8 protein-coding genes are annotated in these 5,930 nt (G+C 74.6%); 5 read left to right on the forward strand and 3 right to left on the reverse strand.

What is annotated here, in order from left to right:
- Nucleotides 1-274: 274 nt before the first annotated feature.
- Nucleotides 275-1,051, reverse strand: coding sequence for a DUF4097 family beta strand repeat-containing protein (locus ABZ570_RS33295; RefSeq protein ID WP_358072053.1), 777 nt, complete (start codon nucleotides 1,049-1,051; stop codon nucleotides 275-277).
- Between the two features lie 102 nt (nucleotides 1,052-1,153).
- On the opposite strand from ABZ570_RS33295, the gene recO reads away from it, so the two are divergent.
- The 4 genes from recO (at nucleotide 1,154) to ABZ570_RS33315 (ending at nucleotide 3,433) form a co-directional block, all read left to right on the forward strand.
- On the forward strand, nucleotides 1,154-2,023 hold the full coding sequence (gene recO / locus ABZ570_RS33300) for a DNA repair protein RecO (protein WP_358072055.1): 870 nt from the start codon (nucleotides 1,154-1,156) through the stop codon (nucleotides 2,021-2,023).
- 36 nt (nucleotides 2,024-2,059) lie between these two features.
- On the forward strand, nucleotides 2,060-2,836 hold the full coding sequence (locus ABZ570_RS33305; RefSeq protein WP_358072068.1) for an isoprenyl transferase: 777 nt from the start codon (nucleotides 2,060-2,062) through the stop codon (nucleotides 2,834-2,836).
- A 68-nt stretch (nucleotides 2,837-2,904) separates the two neighbouring features.
- Nucleotides 2,905-3,090, forward strand: a complete 186-nt coding sequence (locus ABZ570_RS33310) for a hypothetical protein (protein ID WP_358072057.1) — start codon at nucleotides 2,905-2,907, stop codon at nucleotides 3,088-3,090.
- 112 nt (nucleotides 3,091-3,202) lie between these two features.
- Entirely contained in the window at nucleotides 3,203-3,433 is a 231-nt protein-coding gene (locus ABZ570_RS33315; RefSeq protein ID WP_358072059.1) for a thioredoxin reductase, read from the forward strand.
- Between the two features lie 3 nt (nucleotides 3,434-3,436).
- Here the strand turns inward: ABZ570_RS33315 and gndA are convergent, their stop codons facing one another.
- Nucleotides 3,437-4,879, reverse strand: a complete 1,443-nt coding sequence (gndA, locus tag ABZ570_RS33320; protein ID WP_358072061.1) for an NADP-dependent phosphogluconate dehydrogenase — start codon at nucleotides 4,877-4,879, stop codon at nucleotides 3,437-3,439.
- 93 nt (nucleotides 4,880-4,972) lie between these two features.
- Entirely contained in the window at nucleotides 4,973-5,305 is a 333-nt protein-coding gene (locus ABZ570_RS33325) for an MTH1187 family thiamine-binding protein (protein WP_358072063.1), read from the reverse strand.
- Nucleotides 5,306-5,546: 241 nt separating this feature from the next.
- Here ABZ570_RS33325 and ABZ570_RS33330 point away from each other — a divergent pair, with 241 nt between their 5' ends.
- Complete coding sequence (locus ABZ570_RS33330; RefSeq protein WP_358072064.1) at nucleotides 5,547-5,819, forward strand: hypothetical protein; 273 nt, start codon at nucleotides 5,547-5,549, stop codon at nucleotides 5,817-5,819.
- Nucleotides 5,820-5,930 lie beyond the last annotated feature (111 nt).

Raw genomic sequence — 5,930 nt, forward strand, 5'->3', positions numbered from 1 at the left:
CCTCCGAGGTCGGCACCCCGATCGAGCCCCGGAACCTCAACCGTCATTTCGCGGCGCCGCGCGGCGCGGCCGACCGGGCGGACACCGGGCCGGTGCCGGCCGACCGGGGCGGCCGCGGCCCGGGCGCGGTCGGCCGTGGACCCGGCTGATCCGGCGGCCCCACCGAGGACCTGCCCGACGGCCCGGCGGGCGCCCCGTACCGGCGGGGGCTCGGCCCGGCGGGCGCCCGTGGCCGGGCGACGGGTGGCCCGGCCCCGGCGGGGGTGGCCCGGGGTCAGCGTTGGCTGATCGCGACGTCGCCGCTGCCGGCGCGGACGTCCAGCAGCAGGGGGGCGTTCGGGTCGTCGGTCACCGCCAGGTTCGCGTCGCCCGAGCCGGTGCTGGACCGAACCCGGTACCGGCCGCCCGGCACGACCAGGTGCACGTCGCCGCTGCCGGCGTGCAGCCGGGCCGAGGCCGGCTGCTCCAGCTCGACGGTCAGGTCGCCCGAGGAGGTTTCCGCGTCCACGCCGGCGGCCAGCCGCCGCGCCTCGACCCGGCCGGAGGTGGCCCGCAGCCGGACCGCACCGGCCGCGTCGACCACCGAGATGTCCCCGGAGCTGGTCTCGACCCGGATGTCGCCGCTCGCCCCGGCCACCCGGGCGTCGCCGGAGCTGAGCTTGACGTCCACGGTGCCGACCTGGCTCAGCACGACGTCCCCGGAGCCGGTCTCGCCGCGTACCCTCACGCCCTCGGGGGCGGTCACGTCCCAGGAGACGCTGCAGCGGTTGCCGCAGCTGGTGTCCAGCACCAGTTCGTCGCCGTTGATCCGGTACCGGGTGTCGGGCTGCCCGCCCTGGTAGCGCACCATCCGCTTGATCCGTACCTCGGCGGCGGACCCGGAGCCGCGTACGGTCACGTCGCCCGAGCCCGGCCGGACGGTGATCCGGGTGATCTTCACCGCCTCGGTGTTGTCGTAGTCCAGCTCGCGGAACGACAGGGTGTCACACCCGGACAGGAGGATCAGGGTGGCCACGGCGGTGGCGGCGACGGTGGTTCGGTGCTGAGCCATGGCCAGGACGGTACGGCCGGTGGTCGGGGCGGCACATCCGGGTTCGACCGCCGATCCACCCCGAACCGACCCTGAGATCGCACCCCGAGGGAGAATGGTCCGATGGCCGGGTACCGCCGACAGCTCTACCGCGACGACGCGGTGGTGCTGCGCGTGCAGAAGCTGGGCGAGTCCGACCGGATCATCACCCTGCTCACCCGCCGGCACGGTCGGTTGCGCGCGGTGGCCCGGGGCGTCCGGCGCACCACCAGCCGGTTCGGCGCCCGGCTGGAGCCGTTCGGGCACGTCGACCTCCAGCTCGCCGGCGACCCCAAGGGCAACCAGGGCAGCTCGCTGCACACCATCAGCCAGGTCGAGGGGATCGACCTCTACGGCAAGCGGTTCCTCGGCGACTACCCCCGCTACACGGCGGCCAGCGCGATCGCCGAGACCGCGGAACGGCTCACCCCGATCGAGCGGGAGCCGTCGCTGCGGATGTTCCAGCTCACCCTCGGCGCGCTGAAGTCCCTGGCGCGGGGCGACCACGCCACCACGCTGGTGCTCGACGCCTACCTGCTGCGCGGGATGGCGCTGGCCGGCTGGGCGCCCGCGCTGACCGCCTGCGCGGTCTGCGGCACGCCGGGGAAGCACCGGGCGTTCTCCGTACCGGCCGGGGGTGCGGTCTGCCCGGACTGCCGGCCGCCGGGCGCCGCCCATCCCGCCCCGGCCACCGTCGACCTGATGTCCGCGCTGACCACCGGCGACTGGGCGTACGCGGAGGCCACCGAGACCGGGGTGCGCCGGGAGTGCAGCGGGTTGGTCGCGGCGCACCTCCAGTGGCACCTGGAGCGCGCGTTACGCTCGCTGCCGCTGGTCGACCGGGGTGCCCCGGCGCCCGGCACGGTCCCGCCGCCCGGCGCGGGGCCGGGTGTGGTCCCGCCGCGCGCCGGCGCCGGGCCCGCCGCCGCTGGCGTGAACAGGGAGAATGCGTAAGTGATCCGATCGACGAGGGCCCTCCGGCGGGAGCCGGTGCCACCGACCCCGCACCCGTCCGGTGCCCGGCCGCCGGCGCTGCCGGCCGACGTCCTGCCGCAGCACGTCGCCATCGTCATGGACGGCAACGGCCGCTGGGCGAAGGAGCGCGGGCTGCCCCGGACCAAGGGGCACGAGCAGGGCGAGTACAGCCTTTTCGACACCATCGAGGGCGCGATCGAGCTGGGCATCCCCTACCTGTCGGCGTACGCGTTCTCGACCGAGAACTGGCGGCGCTCGCCGGACGAGGTCCGCTTCCTGATGGGCTTCAACCGGGACGTCATCCGCCGCCGCCGGGACCAGTTGGTCGACCTGGGCGTCCGGGTGGTCTGGTCCGGTAGGGCCGGGCGGCTCTGGAAGAGCGTGATCTCCGAGCTGCAGACCGCCGAGGAGATGTCCCGAGGCAACTCGACGCTGACCCTCCAGTTCTGCGTCAACTACGGCGGCCAGGCGGAGATCGCCGACGCCGCCGCCGCGATCGCCCGCGACGTGGCGGCCGGGAAGCTCGACCCGGGCAAGGTCAACGAGAAGACCGTCGCGAGGTACCTCTACCACCCCGAGGTCCCCGAGGTGGACCTCTTCCTCCGCCCCTCCGGCGAGCAGCGCACGTCCAACTTCCTGCTCTGGCAGGCCGCGTACGCCGAGCTGGTCTTCCTCGACACGCTCTGGCCGGACTTCGACCGCCGCCACCTCTGGTATGCCTGCGAGCTCTACGCCCAGCGGGACCGCCGCTTCGGCGGGGCGCTGCCCAACCCGGTGGCCCCGGCGGGGTAGCGGTCACGCTTACCGCGGTGGCTCGCTGGGTACCTGACAGGCAGCAGCCGATCGCGGAGGTGAACCCGATGATTCAGAAACGGATCGCCCAGTGGGCGGTCATGGCGGTCGCCGTGCCGCTGGCCGCGGCCGGCGCGCGTCGGCTCAGCCACACCCTCGAGGCCCGGCGCGGCCCGACGGGGGTGAGCCGACTGCTCGCCAAGGGCGCCGACCTGCTGCGACCGCAGAAGGCCCGGCGTCGCCGGTTCTGGTGACTCGACGGTCCGCGGGCGCCCCGCATCCGGCTTTCCGGCCGGCGGCGGGGCGCCCGCACGTACGATCGGCGCAGGGCGCGCCGCCGGGACGCGCCCGCCACGGGGGTGGAGGATGCGCGATCTCCGGTACGAGATGACGGCCGCCCTGGCCGCGGCCGACCTGGTGGAGCCGGCCAGTCGGGAGGCGGTCGCCGAGATCTGCGCCGGGGTCGCCGAACGGTACTGCGTCGAGATGGGACACACCCCGGCCGTACGCTCCGGCGAGATCGCCGAGCTGGCCACCGGGGATCCCGCCCCGGCCTGGGCCCCGCCCCCGCCGGATGCCGCCGAACGGGCCTGGTGAGCGTCACGCCTCCACTTCGGAGAGGTCACCCGCCCAGAGCGTGTGGAACGTGCCCGCCCGGTCCACCCGGTGGTAGGTGTGTGCCCCGAAGTTGTCCCGCAGCCCCTGGATCAGGGCGGCCGGCAGCCGCTCGGCGCGCAGCCCGTCGAACCAGGCCAGCGACGACGCGAACGCCGGCGTGGGCACGCCCGCCCGGGCCGCGTCGGCCACCACCCGCCGCCAGGCCGGGACCCCGGCGCCGACCCGGTCGGCGAACCACGGGGCCACCAGCAGCGTCGGCAGCTCCGGCTCGGCGTCGTACGCCTGGCGGATCCGGTCCAGGAAACGGGCCCGGATGATGCAGCCGCCCCGCCAGATGGTCGCCATCCCGCCCAGGTCGATGCCCCACTCGTATTCCCGGCTGCCGGCCCGGATGTGGTCGAAGCCCTGCGCGTACGCGACGATCTTGCTGGCCAGCAGCGCGCGCCGCACGCCCTCGACGAAGGTCTCCCGGTCGTTCTCCGGCCACGTCCCGCCCGCCTCGGCGAACGCCCGGCGGGCGGCGGCCCGCTGGTCGGCGTGTCCGGAGAGCGACCGGGCGAAGGTGGCCTCGGCGATGCCCGTGATCGGGATGCCCAGGTCCAGCGCGCTCTGCACGGTCCACCGGCCGGTGCCCTTCTGCTCGGCCTGGTCGAGCACCACGTCGACGAAGGGCCGGCCGGTCGCCGCGTCGGTGTGCGCGAGCACGTCGGCGGTGATCTCGATGAGGAAGGACTCCAGCTCGCCGGTGTTCCATTCGCGGAAGATCTCCGCGATCTCCGCCGGGCTCGCCGACAGGCCGGCCCGCAACAGGTCGTACGCCTCGGCGATGAGCTGCATGTCGGCGTACTCGATGCCGTTGTGCACCATCTTGACGAAGTGGCCGGCCCCGTCCGGGCCGACGTGCCGGCAGCACGGGACGCCCTCCACCTGCGCGGCGATCTTCTCGAAGATCGGGCCCAGCTTGCGGTAGGACTCGTCGGAGCCGCCCGGCATGATGCTCGGGCCGTGCAGCGCGCCCTCCTCGCCGCCGGAGACGCCGGTGCCGACGAAGTGCAGTCCGTGCCCGCGTAACGCCTCCTCCCGGCGGCGGGTGTCCGTGAAGTGCGCGTTGCCGCAGTCGACGACGATGTCGCCCGCCTCCAGCAGCGGCACCAGCTCGTCGATCACCGCGTCGGTGGGGCCGCCCGCCTTGACCATGACGATCACCGCGCGGGGTCGCTCCAGCGAGGCGACGAAGTCGGCCATGGACTCCGACGGCACGAAGGTGCCCTCGCCGCCGTGCTCGGCGACGAGGCTGCGGGTGCGCCCGGGCGAGCGGTTGTGCACCGCGACGGTGAAGCCGTGGCGGGCCAGGTTCCGGGCCAGGTTGCGGCCCATCACCGCCAGGCCGGTCACGCCGATCTGCGCCGTCGCCCGCGCTGCCATGCGTACCGCCACCTTTCGTCGCTGCCCGTGCTGCGACCGTATCGCGGCCGGTATGGGTGCGGGCGGGGATGCCGACGCTCGGCGGCGGAGGGATCACTCCTGGTTGGGCGGCATGGTGGCCGACGGTCCCGGCGTCTCGGCCAGCCGGGCCTCGACGCGGGCGACCTTCTCGGTCATCGCATCGGTGACCCCGGGGCGCACGTCGGCCTTGAGCACCAGGCTGACCCGGGGCGCCCGGGCGGAGACCGTGTCGACGGCCCGCTTCACCACCGCCATCACCTCGTCCCACTCGCCCTCGACGGTGGTGAACATGGCGTCGGTCCGGTTGGGCAGGCCGGACTCGCGGACCACCCGGACGGCGTCGGCGACCAGGTCGCCCACGGACTCACCCACGCCGAGCGGGGTGATCGAGAACGCGATCAGCATGCCGCCGATCGTGCCAGTAAATCGGGTGCGGGGGCGGCGGAGGCCGGTTAGCGTACCGGCATGCGTAACTGACGCCCCTTCATCCGAGCTCCGGTCCGCCGCCCGTTCGCGCCGCGGACCCGTCCGCTCCGGGCGTCCGCATCCTCCACCGCCGTCGTCGCGGTGTCTCCGCTGATCGGACCCGCCGGGGCCTGCCCACTCGCCGCGCCACCCGGCGCCTGAGCCAGTCAGGAGGCAGCGTATGCCTGCCAAACGCAGCCCGAAGAAGTCCCCCCGTCCGGTTCCGTCCCCGTTGGCGGTGACCCCACCCGACCTCGCCGCCCTCCTGACGGCGTCGATGCGGGCCGCCCCGTCGGCGTTCCCCGAGGCGGTTCCCGAGCCCTCGCCGACCGGATCGCGGGCCGAGCTGGCACCGGCTCCGGAGGCCGGCCCGCCGACTGGCCGCGACGCCCGCTTCGCCGGCCACGCCCGGCGCGCCGCCCAGCCTCGCCGGTACGCCTTCCGGCGTAGCTGACTAGTTTCGGGTGCAGTTGTGGTTGCCAGGGCGACCACAACTGCACCCGAACCGGACTGCACCCGAACCGGACTGCACCCGAACCGGACTGCACCCGAACCGGACTGCACC

Origin of the sequence: Micromonospora sp. NPDC007271 (assembly GCF_040634005.1) — a bacterium.
Lineage (GTDB): Bacteria > Actinomycetota > Actinomycetes > Mycobacteriales > Micromonosporaceae > Micromonospora.